Origin of the sequence: Actinoallomurus soli (genome assembly GCF_024055715.1) — a bacterium.
GTDB lineage: Bacteria > Actinomycetota > Actinomycetes > Streptosporangiales > Streptosporangiaceae > Actinoallomurus > Actinoallomurus soli.
Genome location: NZ_JAMXMV010000004.1, coordinates 398,992 through 411,428 on the forward strand (window position 1 = coordinate 398,992; position 12,437 = coordinate 411,428).

Genomic DNA, 12,437 nt, shown 5'->3' on the forward strand with positions numbered 1-12,437 from the left:
GTCTGCGCCCAAATCGGAACGGACCGGTCCAAATGGCTAGATCACAGCACAGGGTCGACCGGTGAGTCCGCCCAGCGGCCGCCGACACCGATGATTCGGACGGTGCGCTCCTCGGTCTCCCCGCGCTCGATCGTCACCTCGAGCCGGTCCTCGGACAGCTCCTCGACCATGCCCTCGCCCCACTCGACGACGGTCACGGCGTCCTGCAGGTCCAGGTCCAGATCGTCGACCTCGTCCAACCCGCCGAGGCGGTAGGCGTCGACGTGCACCAGCGCGGGCCCCCCGGCCAGCGACGGGTGCACCCGCGCGATGACGAAGGTCGGCGACGTGATCGGCCCGCGGACCTTGAGGCCCTCGCCCAGGCCCTGGGTCAGCGTCGTCTTGCCCGCGCCCAGCGGCCCGGACAGCACGACCAGGTCTCCGGCGCGCAGCGCGGCGGCCAGCCTGCGGCCCAGCTCGCGCATCGCCTCGTCGGTGGGTACCGGGATGGGTTTCACGCCGAACGCTCCTCCTCCGCGACGGGGCGCACCCTGTCGATCAACCGGATGAGCGCCCTGGTGACGACCTCAGGATGCTCCATCATCGTGACGTGGCCGGCCTCGGACAGCTCCACGAGCTCGGCGTCGCCCAGGACCTCCGCGATCAGCCGGCCGTGCGCGGCGGGCGTCAGCCGGTCCTCGTCGCCGACGACGACCAGTGCGGGCAGGCCCTTGATGACCTCCAGCGCCGCGAGCTTGTCGTGGGCGGCGAGCGTCGGGTAGAACTCCGCGATCACGTCGATCGGCGTCGAGCGGATCATCTGCTCGACGAAGTCCACCACCGACGGGCTGACGTGCTTGTCGCCGAACGCGATCCGGCGGGTGACCATGAAGGCGACGTCGGCGCCGGCCCGCCGCCCGCGCTCGACCAGTTCGGCGCGCTTGCCCAGGCTGCGCGTCACCCGGGGCAGCGCCGCCTTGAAGACCTTCCCGAACGCCATCGGCAGGCCGAGGCTGAGCTCCGCCAGCTCGCCCGAGGAGGTGTTGATCAGGGCGACGGCGGCGATCCGCCCGTCCTCGAACAGCTCCGGGTGGCCGTCGGCCAGCGCCATGATCGTCATCCCGCCCATGGAGTGGCCGACCAGGACCACCGGCGTTCCGGGGTCCACGGTGGCCTCCAGGACCGCGAACAGGTCCGCGCCGCACTGGTCGACGGTGGCGTGGGTCAGGTCGCTGCGCCCGGACCGGCCGTGGCTGCGCTGGTCCCAGAAGACCAGCCGCAGGTCGCCGTCGCGGCCCAGGTCGCGTCGCTGGTAGTGCCAGCAGTCCTCGTTCAGGCAGTAGCCGTGGCAGAACACGACCGTCAGGGGGGCGTCGTCCGGTCCGTCGATCTCGACGTGCAGGGGCACACCGTCGCTCGCCTCGACGGTCAGCGTCCGGCCGTGCAGCTCGCCGAACGGCTCGCCCGCGTCCGGGTCCGGGATCAGCCGGGCCCGCCCGACGGCGTACCTCCGCGCGGCGACGACCGCGCCCACGCCGACCGCGCCGGCCGTGCCGACCGCCGCGCTGATCAGCCCGATGCGTTTCTTGTTCACTGGGGGATTCCTTCGTACACGCGGGAGACACGTGCGCCGATGCGGGTGACGATCTCATACGAGATCGTGCCGAGCAGGTCGGCCCAGTCCTGCGCGGTGGGCTCGCCCCGGTCGCCCGGGCCGAAGAGGATCACCTCGTCACCGGCGTGGATCTCGTCGTCGCCCACGTCGATGACGAACTGGTCCATGCAGACCGTGCCGGCGATGCGCCGCCGGCCACCGGCCGCCCAGACCTCCAGGAGGTTGGTGCCGCTGCGCGGGATCCCGTCGGCGTACCCGAGGGGAACGACGCCGAGCGTGGTCTCCCGGTCGGTGGTGTACCGGTGCCCGTACGACACGCCCGTGCCGGGAGGAACGCGCTTGGTGACGATGATCCGCCCGGTGAGCGTCATGGCGGGCCGGAGGCCGAAGTTGTGGTCCTCACGCCCGTCGGAGGCCGGGTGCGCGGGGATCGGGCTCAGGCCGTACACCGCGATGCCGGGCCGTACGAGGTCATAGCGCGCCTCCGGGATCGTCAGCGTCGCCGCGGAGTTGGCGATGTGCCGGACCTCCGGGCGGACGCCGGCCTTCTCGGCGAACTCGACCGCCTCGTCGAACGTCCGGAGCTGCGACGCGATCGACGGGTGGCCCGGCTCGTCCGCGCACGCCATGTGGGACCAGATCCCGACCACCTCGACGTGCCCGTCCGCCTGGGCGCGGAGCGCGGCGTCGACCACCGGTGGCCAGTCCTCGAGGGTCGCCCCGGCGCGGGACAGCCCGGTGTCGATCTTCAGGTGCAGACGTGCCGTACGGCCCGCGCGCACGGCCGCGGCCGCGATGTCCTCGACGACGCGCACCGAGCTCGCCGACAGGTCGACGTCGGCGGCGACGGCCTCCTCGAACGGCTCACCGGGCCCGTGCAGCCAGCACAGCAGGCGCGCGTCGATGCCAGCCCGCCGCACGGTCAGCGCCTCGGCCAGCGTGGCGACGCCCAGCCGGGAGGCTCCCCCCGCCAGCGCGGCGCGGGCGGCCTCGATGATGCCGTGCCCGTACCCGTCGGACTTGACGATCGCCATCACCTCGGCGCCCGCGGCCTTCTCGCGGAGGACGCCGATGTTGTGGCTGATCGCCGCCAGGTCGACATGCGCTGTTGCGGGGACGTTAACCATGGCTTCCAGTGTGGCAGCCGCCGGGGTGAGCTCCGGCCATCCGCGCCCTCGTCGTGGCGTCACCCGGACAGGGCGCGGAACGCCTCGGGCAGCGCGTCGAGGACGTCGTAGGCGCTGATCGGCGCGGGGCCCTCGCCGTACGGGTCGGCCGACAGCCGGGCGGCCAGGCCGTGGAGGTACGCCCCGGTCGCGGCCGCGTCGATCGCCGGCATGCCGCCGGCCAGCAGCGCGCCCGTGAGCCCGGACAGCACGTCGCCACTGCCCGCCGTCGCCAGCCACGGCGTGCCCGTGGGGTTCACCCGTACGGGGCGGTCGGCCTCGGCGACGAGCGTCGTGGAGCCCTTGAGCAGCACGGTGGCGCTCAGCTCCTCGGCGGCGCGGCGTACGTGTTCCAGCCGTCGTGCCTCGACCTCGCCGGCGTCGGTGCCCAGCAGCCGGGCCAGCTCCCCGGCGTGCGGGGTCAGGACGGTCGGCGCGGACCGCCACAGCAGGTCACGGTGCCGCGACAGCACGGTCAGGCCGTCCGCGTCGACCAGGACGGGCAGGTCCGTGGCGAGGACCTGGGCGAGCAGCGCCTGGGCCCGCTCGTCCGTGCCCAGTCCGGGCCCGGCGACCCACGCCTGCACCCGCCCGATCCCGTCCAGCGAGTCCCCGATGACCGTGGTCACGGACTCCGGCCAGCGGTGCCGGACGAGCTCCACCGGGTGCTCGGAGGAGGCGAACCGCACCATGCCCGCCCCGGCGCGCACCGCCCCGCCGACGGCGAGGACGGCCGCCCCGGTGAACGTCTCGCTCCCTGCCAGGACGCCGACGACGCCCCGCCGGTACTTGTTCGACTCGTTGGTCGGGCGCGGCAGCCGTCCGGCGACGTCCTCGGCCAGGGGCGCGCACACGTCCGGGTCCGCGAGGTAGGGCCCGAGCCCGATGTCGACGAGCTCGACCACGCCGGCGTGCTCGGCGCCCGGGTCGACGAGCAGGCCGGGCTTGTACGTCCCGAACGTGACGGTCACGTCCGCGCGGACCGCCGGACCGGCGACCTGCCCGCTGCTCGCGTCGATGCCGCTGGGCAGGTCGCAGGCCACGACGATCGCCGCGCTGTCGGCGGCGCGCCGGGCCAGGCCGGCGTATGGCTCGCGCAGCCCGCCCCGGCCGCCGATGCCGAGCATGCCGTCGATGATCAGGTCGGCCCGGCCGATCGCCTCGGCCACCCGGCCCTCGTCCGCGACGGGCAGCGCCTCGCCTCCGGCGGCGCGCAGGTCGGCCAGCCCGCCCTCATGGCTCTTCGGCCCGGCGAGGATCGCGGTGACCCCCGCGCCGCGCCGCGCCAGGCCCGCGCCCGCGTACAGGGCGTCGCCGCCGTTGTCGCCGCCGCCGACCAGCAGGACGACCCGCGCGCCGTACACGCCGAGGCCCGGCTCGCCGTGCGGCCGGCCGCCGCGCAGGATGCGGGCGCACACCGAGGCCAGGCCGGCCGCGGCGCGCCGCATGAGCGCCCCGTCGGGCAGGCGGGCCATCAGCGCCTGTTCGGCGGTCCGGACCTTGTCGACCTCGTGCGCGTACCGCATCACGCTCGCCTCCTCATCGGACGTTCTCCGCCACCACCGCCGCGACGGACTCCCTCATCGGGCGTTCTCCGCCACCACCATCGCGACGGCGACCCCTCCGTCGTGGCTGAGCGACAGGTGCCAGGTGGTGACGCCCAGCCGTTCGGCCGCCTCCTGGACGGTGCCCGCCACGTGCAGGCTCGGGCGGCCGTCCTCGGCGCGGCGTACCTCCGCGTCGGTCCACCGCAGCCCGCGCGGCGCGCCCAGCGCCTTGGCCAGGGCCTCCTTCGCCGCGAACCGCGCGGCGAGGGACCGCGGGGGCAGCCCGCGCTCGCGGTCGGTGAAGAGCCGGTCGGCCAGGCCCGGCGTGCGCTCCAGCGACCTGGCGAACCGGGCGACGTCGACGACGTCGACCCCCACTCCGACGATCACTCGACCAGGTTTATCACTCCGGGACCACGGGGGCCCGGTGGACGTGGTCGACGGCGGGCGCGCTGGGGTGGTCGATCAGCCACTGGATGCGCTCGCGGGTCTTCTCGTCGACCGGCGTGTAGACCGCCATGCGGGTCTCCGGCGTGGCGGTGACGGCGAAGTTGACCACCGACATCCGGATCTCACCGACGGCGGCGTGCCGGAAGTGCTTCACGCGCGTCGAGGGGACGGCGACGTCCTGTGCCGCCCACATCTCCGCGAACTCGGGGCTCGCCGCCGACAGCCGCTCGACCAGCCCGGTCCAGGACGGCTCCCCGAGGTGGCGGGCGAACGCCGCCCGGAACATCGCCACCATCTGCGGCAGTTCGGTGTCCTTGTTGAGCATCTGGCTGCAGCACTCCGGCGTCACGAACATCCGCCACAGCAGGTTGCGGGGGTGGGCCTCGCTCGCCCGCAGGACGGCCGGCCAGATCGCCGAGTAGGCGGTGTTCCAGGCGAGCACGTCGTACCGGCTGGACATGACGGCGGCGGGCAGCGGGACGAGGCCGTCGAGCACGGCCTGCACCTCGGGTTCGAGCCGGTCGTGCACCGGCGGGCCGGGCATGGCGGGCACGTCCGCCAGGTGGTAGAGGTGCTCGCGCTCGGTCCGGTCGAGGCGGAGCGTACGGGCGATCGCGTCGAGGACCTGGACGCTCACATTGATCGGCCGGCCCTGTTCGAGCCAGGTGTACCAGGTGACGCCGACCCCGGCGAGCTGGGCGACCTCCTCACGGCGCAGCCCGGGGGTGCGCCGCCGCAACCCCGCCGGGATGCCGACGTCGGCGGGGGTGATGCGCTCCCGCCGGCTGCGCAGGAAGGCGGCCAGCTCGGTCCGCCGGCGGGAGGGGGTCGTCACGGTCACCCGTCCATGGTGCGGTACGCCGGACGGCCGTGCCAGGTGCTGTCAGCACCAGTATCAGTGGGCTCTCACCACCCGTATCGTTCCGCCCGCAGGCTCGGCACATGGCCCAGATCACTCTCGACGCCCCCGCGGCACAGGCGCCGGTCCGCCGCGGCGGGCTGCTGACGCTCATCATGCTCGGGCAGTTCATGGCGGTCCTCGACGTGACCGTGGTCAACGTCGCCGCCCCCACCATCCGTACCGACCTGCAGGCGTCCGGCGCGGGCCTGCAGCTCGTCATCGCCGGGTACACGATCGCGTACGCCGTGCTGCTCATCACGGGGGCGCGGCTCGGCGACATCCTCGGGCACCGGCGTGCCTTCCTCGGCGGGCTGGCGGTGTTCACCGCGTCGTCCCTGGCGTGCGGCCTCGCGGGGAGCACCGGCCTGCTCATCGGGTTCCGTCTCGTCCAGGGAGCGGGCGCCGCGCTGATGGTGCCGCAGGTGATGAGCCTGATCCAGCGGAATTTCACGGGGGCCGCGCGGGCCCGTGCGCTCAGCCTCTACTCGGCCGTGCTGTCCGGCGGCGCCGTCGCGGGCCAGGTGATCGGCGGCGCGCTCGTCAGCGCGGACGTCCTCGGCACCGGCTGGCGGCCGGTGTTCCTGGTGAACGTCCCGATCGGCGTGGTGCTGCTGATCGCCGGGCCGCGCGTCCTGCCGGGCGACCGCGGCGAGCGGGGCCGCCGGCTGGACGTCCCCGGCGTGCTCGGCCTGTCCGCGGCCGTCGTCTGCTTCATCGTGCCGCTCGTGCTCGGGCACGAGGAGGGCTGGCCCGGCTGGGGCTGGGTCATGCTGGCCGGCGGCATCGTCGTCTTCGGCGTCTTCGTCCTCCTGCAGCGCCGCGCGGCCGCGCCGCTCATCCCCGGCCGGCTGCTGCGCACGCCCGGCGTCCTGGCCGGCGGCATCACGATCTTCTTCGCCATGGGGACCTTCGGCGGCTTCCTGTTCAGCCTGGCCCTGCACCTGCAGGGCGGCCTGGGCGACAGTCCGCTGCGCGCCGGGCTGTCCTTCATCCCCGGTGCGGGCGGGTTCGCCCTCGCGAGCCTGAACTGGCGGCGGGTGCCCGCCCGGTGGCACCGCCTGATGGTCCCGGCGGCGTTCGCCGTCGCGGCCCTCGGGTACCTGGGCCTGGCGGTCTTCCAGTCCGGCGGCGCGGGGCTGGAGGTGGCGATGGCGCTGACCGGCCTCGGCCTCGGCGGCGCCTTCAGCCCGATGCTGACGCTCGCGCTCGGGCAGGTCCCGGTCGCGGACGCGGCCGACGCCAGCGGCCTGCTCGTCACGATGAACCAGCTCGCCCAGGTGGTGGGCGTGGCGACGTTCGGCACGGTGTTCCTGAGCGTCGCGCCGCCGACCGGGCACGCCCTGGCGGTGACGAGCGTCGCCCTCGCCGCGACCGCCGTGCTGGGCGGCTGCTGCTCCATCCTGGCCGTACGCCCCCGGCGCGCCGGCTGAGGCCAGGAGCCGTACGACCTCGGCGCGCCGGCCGAGTCCGGGGAGCCGTACGGTCGGCGCGCAGGCCGGGAGGCCGACGCGCGGGCTGCGGGCTTCGGGGCGCCGGGCGAGGTCAGATGCGGCGCAGGCGTACGCGGTGGACCCGGTGGTCGCGGTCCTTGCACAGGACGAGGGTGGCGCGGTCCCGGGTCGGCAGGATGTTGGCGACGAGGTTGACCTCGTTGATCTCCCGCCACATCCGCTCGGCGTACGCCGCCGCCTCGTCCGGGTCCACCCGCGCGTACGGGTGGAAGTAGGAGCGCTCGTCGGTGAAGACCGTACGCCGCAGTGCGAAGAAACGGTCGACGTACCACTGGCGGACGTCGTTCACCCGCGCGTCGACGTAGATCGAGAAGTCGAACAGGTCCGACACCGCCAGACCGCCCGGCCGGGCCGTCTGCAGGACGTTGAGGCCCTCGACGATGAGGATGTCGGGCCGCCGGACGACCTGCCGGGCGCCGGGGACGATGTCGTAGGCCAGCGGGTCGTACACCGGCACGGACAGCTCCGCGGCGCCCGCCTTCACCGCGGAGACGAACCGCAGCAGCGCCCGGCGGTCGTACGACTCGGGGAAGCCCTTGCGGTCCATCAGCCCGCGCTCGGCGAGCGTGGCGTTCGGGTAGAGGAAGCCGTCCGTGGTGACCAGTTCGACCGTGGGCGCCCCGTCGCCGCGGGCGAGCAGCGTCCGGACCAGGCGGGCCACCGTCGACTTGCCGACGGCGACGCTCCCGGCGACGCCGATGACGAACGGGGTCGCGACGACCGGGTCGCCGAGGAAGGCGCCGACCGCGTCCCGGAGACGGCCGTCGGCCGCCGCGACCAGGCCGATGAGCCGCGCCAGCGGCAGGTAGACCTCCTCGACCTCGGCGAGGTCGGTGGGATCGTTCAGTCCGCGCAGGGTCTCCAGGTCCTCCGGAGAGAGCGGCAGCGGCATGTCCTCGCGCCGCGCCCGCCACTCCTCGCGGCCGAGTTCGACATAGGGGCTGGGCATTCCCTCCCCATCAGCGATCATGAGGGAAACCATAGCGTTTACTGAAGTTAACTTCTGGTGACCTTTGCCGGAAACGGACGCTCCGGGCGACACTGGTCTACCCGCTCACCTGGAGCCATTAGGGTGACGTCCCATGTGCGGAATCGTGGGGTACGTCGGGTCGCAACCCGCTCTCGACGTCGTCGTCGACGGGCTCGCCAGGCTTGAATACCGAGGGTACGACTCGGCAGGCGCGGCGGTGCTGGCCGACGGCAAGCTGACGGTCACCAAACGGGCGGGCAAGCTCGTCAACCTGCGGGACGCGCTCGCCGAGAACCCACCGCCGCAGAGCCGTGCGGGCATCGGCCACACCCGCTGGGCCACCCACGGGCCGCCCAACGACCGCAACGCCCACCCGCACGTCGACTGCACCGGCGCGGTGGCGGTCGTGCACAACGGCATCATCGAGAACTTCGCCGCCCTCCGCGTCGAGCTGGAGGAGCGCGGCCACGAGCTGTCCTCCGACACCGACACCGAGGCCGTCGCGCACCTCCTGGAGGAGGAGGTGGCCAAGGGCGCCGGCCTGACGGAGGCGATGCGCCGGGTCTGCCGGCGGCTCGAAGGGGCGTTCACACTGGTCGCCGTGCACGCGGGCGAGCCGGACCTCGTCGTCGGCGCGCGCCGCAACTCACCGCTCGTCGTCGGCGTCGGCGCGGGGGAGAACTTCCTGGCCAGCGACGTCGCCGCCTTCATCGCGCACACCCGCGACGCGATCGAGCTCGGCCAGGACCAGGTCGTCGAGCTGCGCCCGGACGGCGTCACCGTCACCGACTTCACCGGTGCCCCGGCCCCGGTGAAGGAGTACCACGTCGACTGGGACGTCTCCGCCGCCGAGAAGGGCGGCCACGACTACTTCATGCTCAAGGAGATCGCCGAGCAGCCGCGGGCGGTCGCCGACACCCTGCTGGGCCGCGTCGGCACCGACGGCCGCCTCACCCTCGACGAGATGCGCCTGTCCGACCAGCAGCTGCGCGACGTCGAGAAGATCATCATCGTGGCGTGCGGCACCGCCTACCACGCCGGGCTGATCGCCAAGTACGCCATCGAGCACTGGGCGCAGATCCCGTGCGAGGTGGAGCTGGCCAGCGAGTTCCGCTACCGCGACCCGATCCTCACCCGCACCACCCTGGTCATCGCGATCTCGCAGTCCGGCGAGACCATGGACACCCTGATGGCGGTGCGGCACGCCCGCGAGCAGCGCGCCAACGTGCTCGGCATCTGCAACGTCAACGGCTCGACGATCCCCCGCGAGTGCGACGGCGTGCTGTACACCCACGCCGGGCCGGAGATCGCCGTGGCCTCGACCAAGGCGTTCCTCACCCAGCTCGTCGCCGTCTACCTCATCGCGCTCTACCTCGCGCAGGTACGGGGGACCAAGTGGGGCGACGAGGTCTTCGCGATGATCCAGCTGCTCGCCACCATGCCGGAGAAGGTGGAGGCGGTCCTGGGGACGGTCGAGCCGGTCCGCGAGCTGGCCCGGTCGCTGGCGAACGAGCGCTGCGTGCTCTTCCTCGGCCGGCACGTCGGCTTCCCCGTGGCCCTGGAGGGCGCGCTGAAGCTCAAGGAGCTCGCGTACATGCACGCGGAGGGCTTCGCCGCCGGTGAGCTCAAGCACGGCCCGATCGCGCTGATCGAGCAGGACCTGCCCGTGGTGGTCGTCGTGCCGCCGCGCGCCCGGCCGGTCCTGCACGACAAGATCGTCTCCAACATCCAGGAGATCCGCGCCCGCGGCGCCCGTACGATCGTCATCGCCGAGGAGGGTGACGAGACCGTCGTCCCGTACGCCGACACGCTCATCCGGGTCCCGGCCGTGCCGACGCTCCTGCAGCCGCTGGTCGCGACGGTCCCGCTGCAGGTCTTCGCCTGCGAGCTGGCCACCGCGCGGGGCCACGACGTCGACCAGCCCCGCAACCTCGCCAAGTCCGTCACCGTCGAGTAGCCCGTGGCTCGATACGCCGCCCTCCTGCGGGGCGTCAACGTCACCGGGGACAGCAGGGTCGCGATGGCCGACCTGCGTGCGTGGCTGGCCGACCTCGGCTACACCGGCGTGCGCACGCACCTGAACAGCGGGAACGCCGTGTTCACCGCGCCGGAGGGGCCGACGGAGCGGATCGCCGCCGCGATCGAGGGACGTCTCACGGCCCGGCTGGGCCGTGAGGTCCCGGTCGTCGTACGGACCGCGGCCGAGCTGACGGCGGTGGTCGCGGGCAACCCGCTGGAGATTCGCGACCCGGCCAGGTGCGCGGTGGCGTTCCTGGCCGAGGATCCGGCCCCGGAGCGACTGCGCGCCCTTAAACCAGCCGAATTCGCCCCCGAGGAGGTCGGATTGGGCGAAAAGGTGCTCTACCTTTACTTCCCGAACGGGCTCGGCCGGTCGACGCTCGTGCCGACCCTCGAAAGACGCCTCGGCGTCCCGGCGACCGTCCGCAACTGGAACACCGTCACCAGGCTGCTGGCCCTCACGGACGCCTGACGCCTGACCCGGCGTCGTCGTGCGACGCCACCCGTGATCCCCGGCCATCGCTGCGCTCTGGACGCGGCCATTGCCAGTGGGGCGCTCAGGTCCCCTGGCGGGCGCCGGCGGCGAGGGAGCCGAGGAGGCCGAGGGCCTCACTGCTCGGCGAGCCGGGTTCCGCGTGGTAGACGACGAGTTCCTGGCCCGGGCTGGAACGGACGTCGAAGGTCTGCATCGACAGCGTCAACCGCCCGACGTCGCGGTGATGGAAGGTCTTGCTCTCCAGCGCCTTGCCGCGCGCGTCGTGCGAGGCCCAGAGCCGGGCGAACTCGGGGCTCTGCTCGAGCAGTTCGGTGAGCACCTGCCGGATGCGCGGATCGTCGGGCGCCTTGCCGTAGCCGAGCCGGAAGCCGGCCACGGAGTTGCGCGCGACCTCGTACCAGTCCAGGTAGAAGCTCCGCGCGGCGGGCTCGGTGAACACGACGTGCATGAGGTTCCGCGAATGCGACCAGTCGTGGAAGAGCGCGTCGGCGATGGCGTTCGACGCGAGGACGTCGAACGCGCGGTTGTAGACGATGGCCGGGTTGTGCGGCCACGCGCTCATGAGCTGCAGGAGGCTCGGGTCGACGTGATCGTTCACGGCGGCGCCGCGGGCGCGCGGACTGAGGCCGGCGAGCCGGAACAGGTGCAGGCGGCCGTCCTCCGGCAGGCGCAGGGCGACGGCCAGGGCCTCGACCACCTGTGCGGACGGCGTCCGCTCCCGGCCCTGTTCGAGACGAACGTAGTAGTCGACGCTGACGCCCGCCAGCGACGCCACCTCCTCACGCCGCAGGCCGGGAACCCTGCGATGCCCCGTGCTGGGAAGGCCGGCCTGCTCAGGCGTGACCTGGGCCCGCCGGGCCCTGAGGTAGGCGCCGAGCTCGGTTGAGGTCATGCCGTCATCGTAGGTCGGGGATCGGCGCGCTTCCTGGGTGCGCTGCTCCCAGGGAGGATCGCGCCCTTCTCCACTCCGTCCGGCCCGCCCAGAGTGGTGGTCATGCCGACGAACCACCTACCGAACACCCCGCCCGGCCGGAAGGTCGTCCTCGTCACCGGGGCCAGCAGCGGCATCGGCGAGGCCATGGCCGCCCGGCTGGTCCGCGAAGGCCACCACGTCGTCGCGGGCGCACGCCGGATCGAACGGCTGGAGGCGCTCGCCGAACGCACCGCGCAGGAGGCCGCCCGCTCCGGCGGCGGCATGCATCCGGTGCCGCTCGACGTGACCGACCGCGCCGGTTTCGGCGCGGTCGTCGCGTCCGCGCGCGACCGGTTCGGACGAATCGACGTCCTGGTGAACAACGCCGGGGTCATGCCGCTGTCGCGCCTGGACTCCCTGCTGGTCGACGAGTGGAACCACATGATCGACGTGAACGTGCGCGGGCTGCTGCACGGGATCGCCGCGGCCCTGCCCGTGTTCACCGAGCAGGGCGGGGGCCACTTCGTCACGGTCGCGAGCACCGGCGCCCACGAGGTGGTGCCCACCAGCGCCGTCTACTGCGGCACCAAGTACGCCGCCTGGGCGATCACCGAGGGCCTGCGCCTGGAGTCCGACCCCTCGATCCGCGTCACCACCATCTCCCCCGGGGTGACCACCTCCGAGCTCGCGGACACCATCACCGACCCCGGAGCCGCGGAGGCCATGCGCGTCTACCGCGCGAAGACCATCGAGCCGGACGCCATCGCCGCAGCCCTCTCGTACGCGCTCGCGCAGCCGGCCGACGTCGACGTCAGCGAGATCGTCGTACGGCCTGTCCACCAACGCTGACCCCAACGACTACGAGGGAAT

The 12,437-nt window shown here is 73.3% G+C and carries 12 protein-coding genes; 4 read left to right on the forward strand and 8 right to left on the reverse strand.

Translation table 11 applies throughout. The annotated features are described in order from the left end of the window. Positions 1 to 41: 41 nt before the first annotated feature. Genes tsaE through NDW01_RS13735 form a run of 6 tightly spaced genes read right to left on the reverse strand, consistent with a single transcriptional unit; the run spans position 42 to position 5,598 of the window. Complete coding sequence (tsaE, locus tag NDW01_RS13710; protein WP_252820680.1) at positions 42 to 464, reverse strand: tRNA (adenosine(37)-N6)-threonylcarbamoyltransferase complex ATPase subunit type 1 TsaE; 423 nt, start codon at positions 462 to 464, stop codon at positions 42 to 44. A 29-nt stretch (positions 465 to 493) separates the two neighbouring features. Then, positions 494 to 1,573: an alpha/beta fold hydrolase gene (locus tag NDW01_RS13715; RefSeq protein WP_252820473.1), complete on the reverse strand. Its 1,080-nt coding sequence runs from the start codon at positions 1,571 to 1,573 to the stop codon at positions 494 to 496. Then, entirely contained in the window at positions 1,570 to 2,721 is a 1,152-nt protein-coding gene (alr, locus tag NDW01_RS13720; RefSeq protein ID WP_252820475.1) for an alanine racemase, read from the reverse strand. Before alr ends, NDW01_RS13715 begins: the two co-directional genes overlap by 4 nt. Positions 2,722 to 2,780: 59 nt before the next feature. Further along, positions 2,781 to 4,286: an NAD(P)H-hydrate dehydratase gene (locus tag NDW01_RS13725; protein ID WP_252820682.1), complete on the reverse strand. Its 1,506-nt coding sequence runs from the start codon at positions 4,284 to 4,286 to the stop codon at positions 2,781 to 2,783. A 54-nt stretch (positions 4,287 to 4,340) separates the two neighbouring features. Further along, entirely contained in the window at positions 4,341 to 4,697 is a 357-nt protein-coding gene (locus NDW01_RS13730) for a holo-ACP synthase (protein WP_252820477.1), read from the reverse strand. A gap of 13 nt (positions 4,698 to 4,710) precedes the next feature. Further along, the gene (locus NDW01_RS13735; RefSeq protein WP_252820479.1) at positions 4,711 to 5,598 is read right to left on the reverse strand and encodes a helix-turn-helix transcriptional regulator; all 888 of its coding nucleotides are present in this window, start codon (positions 5,596 to 5,598) and stop codon (positions 4,711 to 4,713) included. Between the two features lie 101 nt (positions 5,599 to 5,699). Here NDW01_RS13735 and NDW01_RS13740 point away from each other — a divergent pair, with 101 nt between their 5' ends. Next, entirely contained in the window at positions 5,700 to 7,088 is a 1,389-nt protein-coding gene (locus NDW01_RS13740) for an MFS transporter (protein ID WP_252820481.1), read from the forward strand. Positions 7,089 to 7,200: 112 nt separating this feature from the next. Here NDW01_RS13740 and coaA read toward each other — a convergent pair whose 3' ends face one another. Continuing rightward, positions 7,201 to 8,139, reverse strand: coding sequence for a type I pantothenate kinase (coaA, locus tag NDW01_RS13745; protein WP_406567721.1), 939 nt, complete (start codon positions 8,137 to 8,139; stop codon positions 7,201 to 7,203). Between the two features lie 112 nt (positions 8,140 to 8,251). Between coaA and glmS the strand changes: the two genes are divergently transcribed. Then, a complete protein-coding gene (glmS, locus tag NDW01_RS13750) occupies positions 8,252 to 10,096 on the forward strand; it encodes a glutamine--fructose-6-phosphate transaminase (isomerizing) (protein ID WP_252820483.1) in 1,845 nt (614 codons plus the stop codon). 3 nt (positions 10,097 to 10,099) lie between these two features. Then, positions 10,100 to 10,630, forward strand: coding sequence for a DUF1697 domain-containing protein (locus tag NDW01_RS13755; protein ID WP_252820486.1), 531 nt, complete (start codon positions 10,100 to 10,102; stop codon positions 10,628 to 10,630). Positions 10,631 to 10,715: 85 nt separating this feature from the next. Here the strand turns inward: NDW01_RS13755 and NDW01_RS13760 are convergent, their stop codons facing one another. Then, the gene (locus NDW01_RS13760; RefSeq protein ID WP_252820489.1) at positions 10,716 to 11,546 is read right to left on the reverse strand and encodes a helix-turn-helix transcriptional regulator; all 831 of its coding nucleotides are present in this window, start codon (positions 11,544 to 11,546) and stop codon (positions 10,716 to 10,718) included. 102 nt (positions 11,547 to 11,648) lie between these two features. On the opposite strand from NDW01_RS13760, the gene NDW01_RS13765 reads away from it, so the two are divergent. Then, on the forward strand, positions 11,649 to 12,416 hold the full coding sequence (locus tag NDW01_RS13765; RefSeq protein ID WP_252820491.1) for an SDR family oxidoreductase: 768 nt from the start codon (positions 11,649 to 11,651) through the stop codon (positions 12,414 to 12,416). The last annotated feature ends 21 nt before the right edge of the window (positions 12,417 to 12,437 follow it).